Source organism: Exiguobacterium sp. JMULE1 (assembly GCF_013337175.1).
Lineage (GTDB): Bacteria > Bacillota > Bacilli > Exiguobacteriales > Exiguobacteriaceae > Exiguobacterium_A > Exiguobacterium_A indicum.
This window is the reverse complement of sequence record NZ_SGWC01000002.1, coordinates 2,082,634-2,097,703: the sequence shown is the minus strand read 5'-3', so window position 1 is coordinate 2,097,703 and position 15,070 is coordinate 2,082,634. Positions and strand designations below refer to the sequence as shown.

At 46.6% G+C, this 15,070-nt stretch carries 16 protein-coding genes; all 16 read left to right on the top strand.

Going from position 1 to position 15,070, the window contains the following annotated elements; translation table 11 throughout:
* Positions 1-49 precede the first annotated feature (49 nt).
* The 16 genes from EXW93_RS11320 (at position 50) to minD (ending at position 15,068) form a co-directional block, all read left to right on the top strand.
* Positions 50-1,384: a G5 domain-containing protein gene (locus EXW93_RS11320; protein ID WP_174316468.1), complete on the top strand. Its 1,335-nt coding sequence runs from the start codon at positions 50-52 to the stop codon at positions 1,382-1,384.
* 16 nt (positions 1,385-1,400) lie between these two features.
* On the top strand, positions 1,401-1,715 hold the full coding sequence (locus EXW93_RS11315) for a hypothetical protein (protein ID WP_023468961.1): 315 nt from the start codon (positions 1,401-1,403) through the stop codon (positions 1,713-1,715).
* Between the two features lie 8 nt (positions 1,716-1,723).
* The gene (locus tag EXW93_RS11310) at positions 1,724-3,388 is read left to right on the top strand and encodes a GspE/PulE family protein (RefSeq protein ID WP_023468960.1); all 1,665 of its coding nucleotides are present in this window, start codon (positions 1,724-1,726) and stop codon (positions 3,386-3,388) included.
* Between the two features lie 8 nt (positions 3,389-3,396).
* Positions 3,397-4,431 carry a type IV pilus twitching motility protein PilT gene (locus EXW93_RS11305; protein WP_200864060.1) on the top strand — a complete coding sequence of 345 codons (1,035 nt, stop codon included), beginning with the start codon at positions 3,397-3,399 and terminating at the stop codon, positions 4,429-4,431.
* A gap of 4 nt (positions 4,432-4,435) precedes the next feature.
* Positions 4,436-5,653 (top strand): type II secretion system F family protein, encoded by a 1,218-nt coding sequence (locus EXW93_RS11300; RefSeq protein WP_055968718.1) that lies wholly within the window; start codon positions 4,436-4,438, stop codon positions 5,651-5,653.
* A gap of 137 nt (positions 5,654-5,790) precedes the next feature.
* Entirely contained in the window at positions 5,791-6,315 is a 525-nt protein-coding gene (locus tag EXW93_RS11295; RefSeq protein WP_052017095.1) for a type II secretion system protein, read from the top strand.
* Positions 6,316-6,370: 55 nt separating this feature from the next.
* A complete protein-coding gene (locus EXW93_RS11290; RefSeq protein WP_055968716.1) occupies positions 6,371-7,126 on the top strand; it encodes a prepilin peptidase in 756 nt (251 codons plus the stop codon).
* Positions 7,127-7,144: 18 nt separating this feature from the next.
* Positions 7,145-8,863 (top strand): type IV pilus biogenesis protein PilM, encoded by a 1,719-nt coding sequence (locus EXW93_RS11285; protein WP_023468955.1) that lies wholly within the window; start codon positions 7,145-7,147, stop codon positions 8,861-8,863.
* A complete protein-coding gene (locus EXW93_RS11280) occupies positions 8,860-9,582 on the top strand; it encodes a hypothetical protein (RefSeq protein WP_023468954.1) in 723 nt (240 codons plus the stop codon). The genes EXW93_RS11285 and EXW93_RS11280 overlap by 4 nt, the downstream gene beginning before the upstream one ends.
* Before the next feature lie 107 nt (positions 9,583-9,689).
* The gene (locus EXW93_RS11275; RefSeq protein WP_023468953.1) at positions 9,690-10,265 is read left to right on the top strand and encodes a Maf family protein; all 576 of its coding nucleotides are present in this window, start codon (positions 9,690-9,692) and stop codon (positions 10,263-10,265) included.
* A 46-nt stretch (positions 10,266-10,311) separates the two neighbouring features.
* Positions 10,312-10,944 (top strand): RadC family protein, encoded by a 633-nt coding sequence (radC, locus tag EXW93_RS11270; protein WP_050677672.1) that lies wholly within the window; start codon positions 10,312-10,314, stop codon positions 10,942-10,944.
* Between the two features lie 162 nt (positions 10,945-11,106).
* The gene (locus tag EXW93_RS11265; RefSeq protein WP_023468951.1) at positions 11,107-12,141 is read left to right on the top strand and encodes a rod shape-determining protein; all 1,035 of its coding nucleotides are present in this window, start codon (positions 11,107-11,109) and stop codon (positions 12,139-12,141) included.
* Between the two features lie 14 nt (positions 12,142-12,155).
* Positions 12,156-13,040 carry a rod shape-determining protein MreC gene (gene mreC, locus EXW93_RS11260; protein ID WP_023468950.1) on the top strand — a complete coding sequence of 295 codons (885 nt, stop codon included), beginning with the start codon at positions 12,156-12,158 and terminating at the stop codon, positions 13,038-13,040.
* On the top strand, positions 13,033-13,536 hold the full coding sequence (mreD, locus tag EXW93_RS11255; protein WP_023468949.1) for a rod shape-determining protein MreD: 504 nt from the start codon (positions 13,033-13,035) through the stop codon (positions 13,534-13,536). Before mreC ends, mreD begins: the two co-directional genes overlap by 8 nt.
* 3 nt (positions 13,537-13,539) lie before the next feature.
* Positions 13,540-14,214 (top strand): septum site-determining protein MinC, encoded by a 675-nt coding sequence (locus EXW93_RS11250; protein ID WP_023468948.1) that lies wholly within the window; start codon positions 13,540-13,542, stop codon positions 14,212-14,214.
* 50 nt (positions 14,215-14,264) lie between these two features.
* Positions 14,265-15,068, top strand: a complete 804-nt coding sequence (minD, locus tag EXW93_RS11245; protein ID WP_029342255.1) for a septum site-determining protein MinD — start codon at positions 14,265-14,267, stop codon at positions 15,066-15,068.
* Positions 15,069-15,070 lie beyond the last annotated feature (2 nt).

Below are 15,070 nucleotides of genomic sequence, written 5' to 3'. Positions count from 1 at the left end.
TGGAAATACTAGGCACCTGAAATGATTAATTCGTACAGAAAGGAAACAGATGATGATCAATCCAAAGCGTTTTGTCATACATACACTTTTACTCATCTTACTTGTGGCTTTGATTTATGTGCCATCGTTTGCCTTAATTTCTTTTACCGGAAAGGCGAACGTACAGACGACTTTCTCTGAAACAGCGAAAGTTGGATCTGTTCCCGTAAGCGGTATGAGTCGCAAAGAAGCTGAATCCGTTGTCCAAAAAGCGATTACGGAATGGGCCAAAAAAACACCGTTGACGACTGGTACAGGTGAAGATACTATGCCGATACCAACTGAATTGGTGACGTTTGATTCTGAGGAATCTGTTAAAAAAGCGTCTCTGAAAACGGGAGGAGACTTAATTCTCTCAATCGATGACGAAATGCTACAAAGTTTTCTATCTACGCAACCTGTCAGCTATTCACAAGAACAAACGGAAGCGTTTAAAATATGGTTAACGAATACAAGCAAGACATTAGCTGAAGGGAATTTTGATCCTTCACAAACGTCAGAGTCGTCTGCTGAAGGTGAGGTCGTATCAAGTATCACGTTTTCAACACGTTCAGCAGCAGAAGAACAAATGATTACAGGCATGGCAAACGTCGAAATCAAGCCAGATCAATTAATGAATGTGAAAACGTATGGTATGGATCCAATCGCCGCTTCTTACGTTGGAAGTAAATTATACGAATTGTTCGCAAAAACACCATTTGAAATCGTGGAACGCATGCCACATGCGACACTCCCCGATGATATTACACTAGGTTACGATGTCAAAATTGACGAAAAAACAGATTTTGCTGTTCGCAATACGCAAGCATCAGTTTATCGCCTCGTCGCCACGCAAGAGGGAAGCGACGTGACGATTGAACTACGTGGAGCACCGATAAAAGAGGCAGTGACTGTCGTGTTGGAAGGAGAAAAGACAATTCCATTTAGAACCATTACTCGTTACTCAGCTACGCTTTCAGCCGGGACGACGAATGATACGCAAGCTGGCGAAGAAGGAAAATCGATTGAAGTCTACCGTGTAATGAAGACCACTAAAGGGGAACAGAAAAAACTTCTTTCCTTGGATTTTTATGCAGCGATTCCTGCTGTCATCACGAAAAGCAGTCAAGAAGAACAGGCTCCTGTCGTAGTTCCACCAACCGAAGAAACACCATCTGAAGAAACGGATTCAGAGACATCAACTGATCCGAATTCTGAAGATCCACAAACGGATGGAACAGTTGAAACGCCAGAGACACCTACTTCACCGGACAGCCCAGATTTACCAACGACACCAGATGAGAATAATCAAGGTGATCCCGCTTCGCCGGTAGAAGATGAGTCGACAGGAGAAGCTGTCGGCTAAACGAGGAGGGAAGAGTATGAATTGGACGACGATTGCAATTGAACTTGGAATCATCATCGGACTTGCGACAATCATTTGTGGATTGATGTTTGCGGTGACGATTCCATATGTGACCTCGATTCAGGCGAAGTCAGTATTATCCATCGCAGCGATTATCATGGTGACACTGATCTATTTTAGTGTTCAGTTGGATTGGATTAGTAATCCTTTTGTAGCGATCGGTATGGTATTACTGTGTGTCGTAACGGGAGGCGTTACGAGTCTGATTGATGAAAAGAAACAAAAGCGAACTGTAATGATTGAAGACGAATCATGGCATGCGGAAGGATGACGGACTAAATGGCGATGAAGCGAAAACGACTCGGTGAAATGTTAATCGAAGAGAGTTTAGTGACAGAGAGTCAAATCGATGAGGCACTTTCTGTAAAACGACCAACTGAAAAATTGGGTGACGCGTTACTCCGCCTCGGTCATTTGACGGAACAACAATTACTAGAAGCGCTCCATCATCAGTTAAAGATTCCGATCATTCAACTGTATAATTATCCGGTCGATGTCGCGGTGACGAAATTGATTTCAAAAGAGTTAGCACAGCGGCATACGTTAGTTCCGGTCTACCGTGAAGGAAATCGTTTATTTATTGCCATGGCGGATCCGATGGACTTGATTGCAATCGATGATTTACGGATGCAGACGGGTCTAGTGATTGACGTAGGTATTGCGACACGGGACGAAATCAGACGAACGATTTTGAAGTATTATGATATCGATTCATCGTTGCGCGATTTGTTGGAGTCAGATGATATGACGGAGATGGACCAGTCGCGCGACGTGGTGACACGTGAAGATGCGCCAATCATTCGTCTCGTTAATCAAATCTTAGAAAATGCGATTGCACAACGGGCATCCGATATTCATATGGATCCCCAGGAAACATCGATGACGATTCGAATTCGAATCGATGGAGAACTTCGAACGGAAAATAATTATCCGAAGCAGATTCAAAGCATTTTAACGACACGAATCAAGGTCATGAGTGAGCTTGATATTACGGAATCCCGGTTACCGCAAGATGGGCGAATCAAATATGTCTTTAATGGACTAGCTTACGACTTCCGTGTTTCTACACTACCTACCGTATACGGGGAAAAAGTCGTTATTCGAATTTTGGATAGTTCCAATTCGAATATTTCCATCTCTAAAATTGGTTTTAGCTCACGGAATGAATCACAGTTCCGAGAAATGTTAAAACGACCGAACGGTATTATTTTAATTACCGGGCCAACCGGTTCAGGGAAATCATCGACATTGTATGCAGCCTTAAATGAGTTGAATGATGAGTCACGCAATATCATCACCGTCGAAGATCCGGTTGAGTACCAGGTCGATGGCATCAATCAGGTCCAAGTGAATGCGAAGATCGGTTTGACATTTGCGAGTGGTCTCCGATCGATTCTCCGTCAGGATCCGAACGTCGTCATGGTCGGTGAGATTCGCGATATTGAAACAGCAGAAATATCGATCCGTGCTTCTTTGACGGGACACTTAGTTCTATCCACGCTTCATACGAATTCAGCAGTTAGTTCAATTACACGGTTGATCGATATGGGCGTTGAATCATTTCTCGTCGCAGCTTCACTTAGCGGATTGATCGCACAACGACTCGTCCGCCGTGTTTGTCGGGACTGCGGAGAAGCCCACTCGTTATCAACGCGGGAACAGGAGCTGTTTGATCAAGAAGGAATCGAAGCGACGACTGTCATGCGAGGTCGTGGCTGCTCATCTTGTAATATGACTGGATATCGAGGTCGTGTCGCGATTCAGGAAGTCATCATGATTGACGAAGTCTTACGGCGCATGATCATGAACCAGTCGACGGAAAGTGACATCACAGCGTACGTTAAATCGCAAGGACAACGTTTCCTTCTAGCTGATGGTCTATCGAAAGTAGCTGATGGTATCACGACGACAGAAGAAATTTTACGGACGGTGATTTCAGAATGAATCAAACGATGGAACGTGCCCAAATCGAAGATATTCTTCGTTCCTCGAAGGAACGAGGGGCATCCGATGTTCATTTGACTGCCGGATCCCCTCCTGTGTTTCGGATCAATGGAACACTGACACCATATGGATCCGAGAAGATGAAACCAGTCATCATTGACGGGTTCGTTCGTTCGTTGATCACGGAAGACATGTATCAGCAACTGAAGCAGGATCGAGATATTGATTTTTCGTTTGGTGTGACAGGTGTAGCACGATATCGGGTCAATTGTTTTTATCAGCGAGGCGCATTATCGATGGCCTTTCGAACGATCCCGACAGAAGTGCCTTCGCTTGAACAGTTAGGACTTCCTCCAGTCATCAAGCGATTTTTGACGAAGCCACATGGTCTCATCCTTGTCACGGGTCCAACAGGTTCCGGGAAGTCGACGACGCTTGCTGCGATGATTAACGAAATCAATCAAACAATGTATAAACGGATCATCACACTGGAAGACCCGATTGAATACTTACATAGTCATCGAAAGAGCTTAATTGATCAACGGGAGATTGGAATTGATGCGCCACGTTTTTCGACAGGATTGCGCTCAGCGCTTCGCCAAGATCCGGATGTTATTTTACTGGGAGAAATGCGCGACCTTGAGACGATTGCTACCGCGGTAACGGCTGCTGAAACCGGTCATCTTGTCTTTGCGACGGTGCATACGGCAACAGCAGCCTCAACGGTCAGTCGCATCATCGATGTATTTCCGTCGGAGCAACAAGATCAGATTCGGGCACAGTTAGCGAACGTCCTAGCGGGTGTCATCTCACAACGACTCATGCCACGATCGGATGGGACAGGACGTGTTGCGGCTTTAGAAATCATGGTTGATACACCAGCTGTCTCCAACTTGATTCGGACGGGTAAGGAATATCAGATTCAATCCGTTTTACAGACGGGTAAACAATATGGCATGCAAACGATGCAGATGGCTTTACAAGATTTGGTCAGCCGCGGTTTGATTCCGGCATCTGCTGCAACACCATACATATCGGGGTGAAGGGATGGCAGTATTCATTTACGAAGGTCGAACGATGGCCGGAAAACGAAAAAAAGGCAAGATCACTGCCCTGACGAAGCGAGAGGCGGCAGAACGTCTTCGGACGGATCAAATTGCCGTCACATTGCTTGAGAAGCAAGAATCAAAAGGGTTAAATACCGAGATTACGTTTTTAAGTGCTAAACCGAAGATTGAACACCTCGTCATGTATGCGCGTCAGTTTGCAACGCTCGTTCGATCGGGTGTTTCGATTGTTAGAGCAACAGAAATTCTACGTAAACAAACAGAATCAAAACCACTCGAGCGAGCGCTTGTCGAGGTAGAAGATGACTTGCGTAGTGGGATTCAGTTTTCCCAGGCAATCGAAAAACATCCTCGTGTATTTGATACGTTTTTCGTTAGTATGGCGATGGCGGGAGAAGCGAGTGGTAATCTCGAAGAGGCGCTAGATAATATCGTGACGCAGCTGCAAAAACAATATGAGATCAAACGAAAAGTCATTTCGGCCTTAATCTATCCGGCGGTCGTATCGCTTGTCGCGATCGGCGTCGTTGTCTTCCTGATGATGAATGTCGTACCGACGTTCGCTTCGATCTTTGATCAGTTAGGCAGTGAGTTGCCACTGATCACGAAACTCGTCGTCGCTGTCTCCGACTTTTTTGTCGCCTATTGGTGGGTGCTTCTATTGATTGCATTTGGCTTAATCGGACTGTTGTATTTTAACCTCAAGAATGAGCGACAGCGTCTCTTTTTTGACCGTTTCTTGTTAATGATTCCAGTCTTCGGACCGCTGATTCAAAAATCACAAATCGCGCTGATGACACGTGGTCTATCTGTATTGCTCAATGCGTCAGTACCGATTTTAGCTTCACTTGATATTACTGAACGAATCGTTACGAATCGGATCATTCGTAAAGGGATTGCTGGTGCGAACGAAGCGATGTCGCGCGGTATTCCGATGCACGAACCATTAGAGCGAAACAAGTACTTCCCACCGCTCGTCACACAGATGATTGCGATTGGGGAAGAGTCAGGTCGTCTCGATTCGATGCTGACGGAAGTCGCGAACTTCTACGAAACCGAAGTGGAAACGACGACGGATCGTTTGAAATCGATCATCGAACCATTATTGATTGTTGTATTAGCCGCAATCGTTGGTGTTATTGTCATTGCCGTCGTTGTACCAATGTTTAAGATTTATTCCGATATTCAAGCAAGTTGACAATTGTAAAAACATTTACCTGTTGTTAAAAAAAGACATAAACTACAAAAAATGTGGTGCTACTATAATAGTATTCGTTTGGATAGTAAGTCTTACTAACCAAGAACAGTAAAAAAGCACTAGGGAGGCATAATGAAATGATCGAACGTTTAAAAGAAATTTGGTTAGATGCAAAACAAATGCGCGATGAGCGCGGACTGACATTGATCGAGTTACTCGTCGTCGTCGTTATCTTAGGTATCATCGCAGCAATCGCTGTCGTCGCAATTGGTGGATTGATTGATAACTCACGTAAGGATGCACAGGTATCAAATGCAAAACAGTTATTAAGTGCTGCAAAACTTTATACTTCTCAAAACACTCTAGAGAGCGGTGAAGTAGTTCAGTTAGGACTATTAAAAGGTGGAGCAACTATGACTGACTCAACTGACAAAGGTACAACAGCTGCACCAAGAACAGGGAATTTGGACAAATTTGTTGATTCACTTAAGGATCCTATGGATGGTGATGCTGATTATCAAGATGCTTATGTTCAAGTAACAGAAGCCTCGGGTAAATATACATATAAAGTATATTTAGTTGGTTCAAAAAGTTACTTTAACGGTGATGGTCCTGGTGGCTTAAAGCGTGCAGGAGTATCATCAAATACCGTGACACCATAACTTTCCCCCTCCTCGGGGGTTTTTTTCTGAACTTTTTTGAAAGGGAGGTCGTGTCATGACGATCGTCTTCACGGTATATTTTTTCTTGTTAGGTTTATTGATCACATCGTTTACAAATGTCGTCGGTTTGCGTGTTCCGGTCGGGGAGTCGATCGTTCATCCACGTTCCCATTGCCCGACCTGTGGACATGTGCTTGGACCACTCGAACTGACGCCAGTACTCGGATATGTAGTACTCGGTGGGAAGTGTCGTTCTTGTGGACAGGTGATTTCAATCAAGTATCCAGCGCTTGAACTACTCGGTGGAATGCTCTATGCGTATGCCTTTTGGCAGTTCGGTTGGTCGATGGAACTTGCGTTGACACTCACTCTAACTAGTCTCTTGTTTATTCTTACGATGTCTGATCTTGCCTATATGCTCATACCGAATAAAATTTTACTGTTCTTTTTACCAATTGCCTTGATTGTGCGCTACCTTTCTCCACTTGAAAACTGGTATAATCCAATTATTGGAGGAATTGTCGGATTCGTTCTATTGTTCGTCATTTTTCTTGCATCACGACGCGGTATGGGAGCGGGAGATGTCAAGCTCTTCGGTTTACTCGGGATTTTCCTTGGACCCCTTCATGTCGTCATCGCGTTGTTTGTTTCAGCATTTGTTGGTTCAGTGATCGGGCTGACGCTACTCGGAACGGGACGCGTCAGACGAAAACAACCGATACCATTCGTTCCCTCCATTGCGATCGGGACATTACTTACATATTATTTTGCGGATGATTGGGTGTCGTGGTACCTCGATTTACTGCTTTAAGAAAGGAAGAACGTACATATGACGCAACGGCGTAAAGGTACATATGTTTATTTTAATTTTACGGACGTCGCTATTTTTGGTGCGGTTGTCAAAAAAGGGGTCTTGAAACGACGTGCTGTCGTATCTCTGCCGGCAGGTACGTTACAGGGTGGATGGCTTCAACCGGAAGCGTCGCTCGATCTGATTTTTGATAGTCTATTGACGAAGTTGAAAGTTCCTCGCGGATCTAAAGCCGTTCTCGCGCTGGATGGTTCACTCGTCCTTGCGCGGAAACTCGATATTCCGGAGACGATTGCGACGAATCAGATCCGGGGTTATTTATTCATGGAGATTGGTCATAGCATTGTCCTTCCTTTTGAAGAACCATACTTCGACTATACTGTCCTTGCAGATGGTGAAAAGCGTGAAATCATGCTGTATGCAGCACCGAATGAAGCACTGAAACAATATACGCAATTGTTTAAACAAAAGCACCTTCGATTAGTGGCAGCGGAACCGCAACCACTGTCTACCTACTTTGGTCTTGAAGCGCACTATCCGGCAGCAGATACCGATACGCTACTGATTTGGAATGCGAACGCGACGAACCATCAATTGATTATCATCGAAGATCGTGTACCACGCCTGATTCGCTCAGTGGATACGTTTTCGGCAGATGCTTGGGATGTAGACGTGATCGAGGATCAATTGCATTATCGCTATCGATCAGATGATCAGACAGTCGAACTCGTCTTGGATGAAATGCTGTTAGAATTTTCGCGTGTGCTAGACTTTTACCGCTTCTCGCTCGCTCGAGAAAGCCGCGAAATCAAGACGGTTGTCCTTGCGGGAGACTTCCCGTTTCGAGATGAATTAGCGACACGATTCCGAACGAACTTTGATCTTCAGTTAGATGAAGTACCGGACATGATGACGATCGATAGTCAATCGGTTCCACGCATTTACTTACCGATCGTCGGTCTAGCCACTGCGCGACCAGATCGTATCAATCTTTTACCGGAAAGTGACGAGGCACCGAAATATCCGCTTGTCGCTTCGCTGATTTTATTATTATTTGGTGGATTGATTGGTGGTTATTTATATTGGCAAACGGATCAGTTCGCTAACCGAGTGGAATCCGTAGACGATCAGATTCAAATCGTCCGACAATTACAATCCGAATCCGATCAGTCGTCTAAACAAGAAGTCGTTCAATTGAAACAGACGGTCGAGTCGCTAGAAGAAGCACCTAAGCCAGCTGTTCCAACACTTGAGCGAATCACACGTTACTTACCGGAACGCGGATACATTCTTCAGTACGCATATGGAGCGGATGATACCGTTGCTATGACGGCTCAGTTTGAGACACTCGATGAGCTGAATGATTTTTACCGAGAGTTGCTGACCGATAAAGTGTTCTCCGGTACGACACTGGCAAGCGTTACGACAAAAACGATGAATGAAAAAACAGATGTCGTGACAACGACAACTGTTGATCCGGCGACCGGTCAAGAGATTCCAACGACGGAAATTACTCCGAATGATGACACGAAGACAGAAGAACCGCGATATATCGGTCAGTTTTCTATGGATGTCAATCCTGAGGAGGTTGTTAAGGGAGAGACCAATGAGGCAGACCCGGCAGTACCGAAAGAAGATAAGCCATCTGAGCCAGAAATTGAAGGGGACGGTCAAACACCGGATGATCCTTCAGGAGAAGTCATCTCGACAGAAGTTGAGGAGGTGCCTGAAAATTGAAGCGATATAGCAGTTACCTCCTTCTCTTTTTATCAATTCTCATCGTTTTAGGTGGCATTGGGTATTTTGGATATACGACGTATATGACACATCAAACCTTGCAACAAAAAGAGGCGACACTCAAACGAGAGCAAATGGCGTTAGAGCAAGCAAAAGCAAATGAGCAAAAAGTGGACGTGGCAGAATCGAGTTTCCTACAACAAAAAGTTCCGGTGACTGCATCGAATGATGATGTCATCGATGCGATCAACGCAGCAAGTCAGATTGCTGGAGTAAAAGTGCAGTCGATTACTTTCGGTCAGTCGACAGAGACTACACCACAATCTCCCGTAACGTCCACACCGGCTGTTGACGGAGCGATGGCGACCGAATCGGATCAAGCGACAACGCCTACAGCGACTACTCCCGCAGCAAATGCGACACCGTTACCAGCTTCTTTGACGATTGAAGCACCGTCATATCTTGAATTGATGGCCTTCTTGAAACAAATTGAGCGAACAGATCGCATTACGATTCTTCGACAGATTCAGTTGACTGGTCCAGAAGAACAAGGACCTGGCGGTGGCGCAATTCAATTGGAAAACGAAATGCTATCTTTCACAGTCGAAATTGAATCGTATTACCGTCCGGATTTAACGAAGTTGACGCCTGATAAACAGACGCCGCTTAAAGAAAAAACACCAAAGTCAGATCCATTTGTCGATGTGACAGGAAATTAAGATGAGTTTGGCGGTTCCTACTCTGTTAGGGACCGCTTGTTTTTTGTTAGACTATACGATGACTCGAATTATCCGATTCGAAATTAACGGGAAAGAACGTGATACTAATGGTAACGCAACCACACTTGATCCTTGCCTCGGCTTCACCACGCCGGACGGAACTTCTAAAGCAAATTGGAATCCCTCACGAAGTCGTACCTGCGAATGTCGTCGAAGAGGCACCATTTCCGATGTCACCGCATGAGTACGTCCGTTATCTATCGCAAAAGAAAGCGAGAGCGATTACGATAGACGGCGTCATTTTGGCTGCGGATACGGTCGTCGCGATTGATGACATGATTCTTGAGAAGCCAGCAGATAGTTCTGAGGCACGGGCGATGCTTGCGCGTCTGTCAGGACGCGCTCATGAAGTCGTGACAGGCGTGACGATTCGCTTTGGTGAAAAGGAGGAGACGTTCGACGTGACGACACACGTTCGTTTTGGTGCATTGTTAAACGAGTGGATCGAAGGGTATATCGCGACGAACGAGCCTTACGATAAAGCGGGTGGCTATGGTATCCAAGCGATGGGAGGGCTATTCGTCGAGGCGATTGAGGGCGATTATTATAATGTCGTTGGATTGCCCATACACGAGATCACGAAACGTCTCGCGTCGTTTAAAATCAAGCCGATGTTTGCGTAATTCTGAAACAGAGAGGTCGGATGCTGTGATTGAATGGCCGAAGGATATGGTTCAGTTGAAAGGCTTGGCACAAGCGACGACAGTCGAACTGCTCGCGTGTCTTGTCCGAAGTGGGACACGGGACCGGACCCCGCTTGAAATCGCGGAAGAATTACTGCATATCTATCCTTCGCTGATCGAACTCGAAGCGGCTGGAGTCGGAGGACTCGAAAAAGCACCAGGGGTCGGAAAGGCGAAGGCATTACAAATCATGGCGGGACTAGAACTGGGTCGTCGTCTCGTCACGGAACCGAAGTGGGTGCGACCAACGATTCGTTCACCGGAAGACGCAGCGGAGCTGTTGTTAGAAGAGATGCGTCTTTATCAACAAGAACACTTCATCTGTCTGTATTTGAATACGAAAAATGAGGTCGTTTCGAAAAAAACGTTATTCATTGGAGGATTGAACACGTCGATCGTCCACCCGCGTGACGTCTTCCGGGAAGCGATTCGTTGTTCGGCTGCGAATTTCATCGCTGTGCATAATCATCCGTCGGGTGATCCGACACCGAGTCGAGAGGATATCGAGGTATCAGAGCGGCTCGTTGAGGCAGGACGGCTCATTGGAATCAGTTGTCTTGACCACATCATCATCGGGCACGGACAATTTATTAGTATGAAACAGCGCGGATTTATGTAAGAATAACGTCTGAAGGGAAAGTTTCGTTTCTTTCCATCAGACGTTTTTTTGTGTGTTTTCTAAGGCGAACTGTAAACAAGCTGTAACGTTTTAACGCTTTCCAATGAAGGCTTTTCCGTTATAATTAGTGAAGTGTATTCTCAGAGAGGGGTTTTTTGAATAATGTTTGGATCATTCAGCCGTGAAATCGGCATTGACTTAGGTACGGCTAACACGCTCGTGTATGTAAAGGGGCAAGGAATCGTCGTCCGCGAACCGTCCGTCGTCGCTTTCCGTACGGATACAGGAAAAATTGAAGCGGTCGGTAACGCAGCGAAAAACATGATCGGTCGTACGCCGGGTAACGTGACAGCACGACGCCCGATGAAAGACGGGGTTATCGCGGATTATGAAACAACCGCTACGATGATCAAATACTTCATGGATCAAGCTTCGAAGAAAAAAGGTTTGTTCTCTTCAAAAACAAACGTCATGATCTGTGTACCAAGTGGGATCACATCGGTCGAAAAACGTGCGGTTGAAGATGCAGCGAAACTTGCGGGAGCGCGTGAAGCGTACACGATTGAAGAACCATTTGCAGCAGCAATCGGTGCAGGTCTTCCGGTTTCAGAACCAACAGGCTCGATGGTCGTTGATATCGGTGGTGGTACGACGGAAGTTGCTGTTATCTCACTCGGTGGTATCGTCACGAGTCAATCGATTCGTGTCGGTGGAGACGAGATGGATGAATCCATCATTCGTTACATCAAGTCGAAGTACAACCTGATGATCGGGGAGCGGACAGCTGAGACGTTGAAAATGACAATCGGTTACGCACGCATCGATGAAGAATCAGAAAATGAAACGATGGAGATCCGTGGACGCGATCTCGTGACAGGTCTTCCAAAACAGATTGAAGTCACAAGTGCCGAAATTTGTGATGCACTTTCAGATACGGTCGATGCGATTCTTGCGGGTGTCAAGCACACGCTTGAGCAGACACCTCCTGAATTATCAGCAGACGTCATGGACCGCGGTATCGTTCTGACTGGCGGTGGGGCTCTCTTAAAGAACCTCGATGCTGTCATCGAAGACGAAACACGTATTTTGACACTCGTTGCAGAAAATGCACTCGATTGTGTCGCAATCGGTACAGGAAAATCACTCGAGATGATGAATGTCCTTCGTTCGAAATCAGGCATCTCGCAAAAAAGATAAGGATGGGATGAGCGATGAAGCGATTTTTAAACAATCGAAAACTGCTCATCACACTCCTTAGTTTTCTCCTTTTGGTGATTTTGATCGGCATTTCGCTGCAAGGGCGTAACCAATCCCACTGGTATCAAAGCTTCGTGCGTGATACCGCGGGCGTCGGTCAACGCCTTTTCGCGACACCGATTGGCTGGATTGATGATACGGTCACTTCGATTAGAGAAGTGCGTGACGTTTACAAAGAGAACGAACACTTGAAATCACGATTGAATGACTATGCTGGTAATGCGGTCAAAGTCCGTGATCTTGAGCGTGAGAATAAAGAATTGAAGGATATGCTCGACCTGAACGGATCGATCCGCGACTACAAGTTGTTACCGGCAGAGATGATTGGTCGGACGGCATCTGAATGGCAACGGTTCGTGACGATCAACATCGGTGAACAAAAGGGTGTCAAGGCGAACATGGCCGTTGTAACAGCAGACGGACTAATTGGTCGCGTCATCCAAGCGAGCGCCTATACGTCTCTCGTACAGTTGATGTCGGATACGAGTCGGACGAATAACGTCTCGGCAACGGCTGACGATACGAAGGGAAAAGGTGTTTTCGGTACGATCGAGGGGTTTGATGAAGAAACGAAATTACTCAAGTTCACGAAAATTCCGAACGACGCGAAGCTGAAAAAAGGGCAGACCGTCACGACGTCAGGTCTTGGTGGAAAGTATCCGAGTGGGATCGTCATCGGAAAAATCACGGAAGTGAAATCCGATCAGTATGGGGCTTCAAAAATCGCATACGTCAAACCGGCAGCAGACTTCGAACAGTTCGGTCATGTCTTCGTGATTGAACGCGAAGCGAAGGAACCTTTCGCTGAGACCGATAAGGGAGGGGACACTCGTGAATAACGTTAAGTTGTTTTTCGCCGTGTTCCTTCTTTTCATCTTGGAAGGAACGCTGTTCGCAGGACCTCTCGGAGATGGATCGCCGTATGTCATTCATGCGACATTGATCGGTTTGATGTTCCTTGGTCGATATGGAAAACTCGAACAGGCACTCGGATTCGGACTCGTCTTCGGATTGTTGTATGATTTCGTCTATTCGGATATCATCGGCATTTACTTATTTGCGTTATCCGCCATTCCGCTTTTTAGTAGCTTCGTGCTAAAATATGTAAAGGAGAACGTATTAACGATTCTTGTCACGTTCACGTTCAGTGCCATTTTGTATGAACTCGATATATATTTCTTCACGGCTTCGGTCGTTGGTGTCGGGGTATCCTTCCAGGAACTCGCGACACAGATCATTCCAAGGAGTCTGGTTGCGCAGTTGATCGGGATCATCATCCTGTATTATCCGATGACCCGACTCGTGCAGTCGACCCTTGACGAGAAAAGAGGATGAGTCATGATTGAGCGTAAACGTTATGTAACGATGAAAGGTCATCGTGGTGGCCTCGCCGTCTATGTGAATGAAAGGTGCAGTGTGGATGAATTTCTTGACGATTTAGAGTTGACGCTTGCGGACAAATCCGTCGAGAACGGACGCGCCGTACCGATCACCTTCTTCTTCGGTCGACGTTATGTCGATGAAGGGGTGTTGACGGCCGTCGAATCTATCGTCGCGCGACATGATTCCTTCTCTTTCAAAGGTTATGACAGTGAGTGCATCACGAAGGACGAGGCAAAAGCCTTGTACGGAGAGCGAACGTTCCACTATTTCGGTGGCACGGCACGCAGTGGGCACGTATTAGACGTCGAAGGCTCGATTGTCATCATCGGAGATATCAATCCGGGGGCGGTCGTCCATGCGACAGGAAGTATCTATTGTCTCGGTGCGTTACGGGGGACCGTTCATGCGGGGAAAGGTGGCAATACGGAAGCCGTCATCGCGGCGAGCGTGTTGCAACCGAAGTGGATTGCGGTCGCTGGCACCGTCCATGAGGAACCGGAGGACGCACCGATTCCTGCTCTCGATATGGGTTGTGCATTTTTAGGTGAAGACGGGGTCGAATTCTCCCGCCTTCAAACCGTTCCGCTCGCGCGGATGGATCAGTTTGCGATTGATAGTGAAAGAGGGTGACGGATATGGAACAAGTGAAAGAACAGGTACATATGGAGGCGAAGACGAATATGGGACGCGCCATCGTCGTCACATCCGGTAAAGGCGGTGTCGGTAAGACAACGACGACTGCGAACATTGGAACAGCACTTGCATTGATGGGACATTCGGTTTGTCTCGTCGATACGGATATCGGGTTACGCAATCTGGATATCGTGCTTGGTCTCGATAACCGGAGTATCTATAACATCGTTGACGTCGTGACGGGGCAATGTAAGTTGCACCAAGCGCTCGTCCGCGATAAACGTTTTGAAGAGATGTATCTGTTGCCTGCTGCTCAATCAAAGGATAAGTCCTCCGTCACACCCGAACAGGTGAAGGCAATCATCGATACACTGAAACTTGAATACGACTTTGTTTTGATTGACTGCCCTGCCGGAATCGAACAAGGCTTCATGAATGCAATCGCCGGAGCCGATGAAGCCGTCGTCGTGACGACACCGGAAAAAGCAGCCGTTCAGGATGCGGACCGGATCATCGGGATGCTCGAGCGCTCAGAACGTAACATCGTTCCGAAACTCGTCATTAACCGCGTGCGTTCACACATGATGGCATCGGGGGATATGCTCGACATCGATGAGATCATGCGTATTCTTTCGATCGACCTCCTGGGTCTGATCATCGATGATGAAGAAGTCATCGCCGCTTCCCACCGTGGTGTGCCTGTGACGATGAATCCGGATAATCGGGCTGGACTCGGATACCGAAACATCGCCCGCCGAATTCTTGGAGAATCCGTGCCACTGCTTGATTTAAATGAACAACCGCAAAAAGGCTTCTTCGTCAAATTGAAGAAGATGCTTGGGATGAAATAAGA

Coding starts and splice junctions, on each gene's coding strand:
- EXW93_RS11320 (WP_174316468.1), top strand. CDS start 50: ATGATGATCAATCCAAAGCGTTTTGTCATACATACACTTTTACTCATC.
- mreC (WP_023468950.1), top strand. CDS start 12,156: ATGAAGCGATTTTTAAACAATCGAAAACTGCTCATCACACTCCTTAGT.
- EXW93_RS11285 (WP_023468955.1), top strand. CDS start 7,145: ATGACGCAACGGCGTAAAGGTACATATGTTTATTTTAATTTTACGGAC.
- EXW93_RS11295 (WP_052017095.1), top strand. CDS start 5,791: ATGATCGAACGTTTAAAAGAAATTTGGTTAGATGCAAAACAAATGCGC.
- radC (WP_050677672.1), top strand. CDS start 10,312: ATGGTTCAGTTGAAAGGCTTGGCACAAGCGACGACAGTCGAACTGCTC.
- EXW93_RS11310 (WP_023468960.1), top strand. CDS start 1,724: ATGGCGATGAAGCGAAAACGACTCGGTGAAATGTTAATCGAAGAGAGT.
- EXW93_RS11290 (WP_055968716.1), top strand. CDS start 6,371: ATGACGATCGTCTTCACGGTATATTTTTTCTTGTTAGGTTTATTGATC.
- EXW93_RS11265 (WP_023468951.1), top strand. CDS start 11,107: ATGTTTGGATCATTCAGCCGTGAAATCGGCATTGACTTAGGTACGGCT.
- EXW93_RS11275 (WP_023468953.1), top strand. CDS start 9,690: ATGGTAACGCAACCACACTTGATCCTTGCCTCGGCTTCACCACGCCGG.
- EXW93_RS11250 (WP_023468948.1), top strand. CDS start 13,540: ATGATTGAGCGTAAACGTTATGTAACGATGAAAGGTCATCGTGGTGGC.
- EXW93_RS11315 (WP_023468961.1), top strand. CDS start 1,401: ATGAATTGGACGACGATTGCAATTGAACTTGGAATCATCATCGGACTT.
- minD (WP_029342255.1), top strand. CDS start 14,265: ATGGGACGCGCCATCGTCGTCACATCCGGTAAAGGCGGTGTCGGTAAG.
- EXW93_RS11300 (WP_055968718.1), top strand. CDS start 4,436: ATGGCAGTATTCATTTACGAAGGTCGAACGATGGCCGGAAAACGAAAA.
- EXW93_RS11305 (WP_200864060.1), top strand. CDS start 3,397: ATGGAACGTGCCCAAATCGAAGATATTCTTCGTTCCTCGAAGGAACGA.